This is a genomic window from Pseudomonas sp. KB_15 (assembly GCF_052114525.1).
In the GTDB taxonomy this organism is placed as follows: Bacteria; Pseudomonadota; Gammaproteobacteria; order Pseudomonadales; family Pseudomonadaceae; genus Aquipseudomonas.
Genome location: NZ_JBFREX010000258.1, coordinates 1 through 416, shown reverse-complemented (window position 1 = coordinate 416; position 416 = coordinate 1). Strand labels below are relative to the sequence as shown.

1 protein-coding gene is annotated in these 416 nt (G+C 66.3%); it reads left to right on the top strand.

Annotation, left to right across the window (positions count from 1 at the left end):
* Positions 1–380 (top strand): 2,3-bisphosphoglycerate-dependent phosphoglycerate mutase (locus AB4Z35_RS30770; protein ID WP_442101268.1); only part of this gene is annotated, 380 nt, incomplete at its 5' end.
* Between the last annotated feature and the right edge of the window lie 36 nt (positions 381–416).

The window sequence follows — 416 nt, the reverse complement described above, 5'->3', positions numbered from 1 at the left end:
CGCTGCAGCCGGACGATGAACGCGCCGCGTTCAACGACCCGCGTTACGCCAACGTGCCGCGCGACCAGGTGCCGCTGACCGAGTGCCTCAAGGACACGGTGGCCCGCGTGATGCCGCTGTGGAACGAATCGATCGCTCCGGACATCCAATCGGGCAAGCGCGTGGTGATTGCCGCCCATGGCAACAGCATCCGCGCGCTGGTGAAGTACCTCGATCAGATTTCGGATGACGACATCGTCGGCCTCAACATTCCCAATGGCATCCCGCTCGTCTATGAACTGGACGCCAACCTGCGCCCGCTGCGTCATTACTACCTGGGCGACCAGGAAGCCCTGGCTGCCTCGCTGGCGGCCGTGGCCAACCAGGGCAAGGCCCGCTGACGACAGGCCGCAACCCGCGCCCGCCCCGGTCTGGAC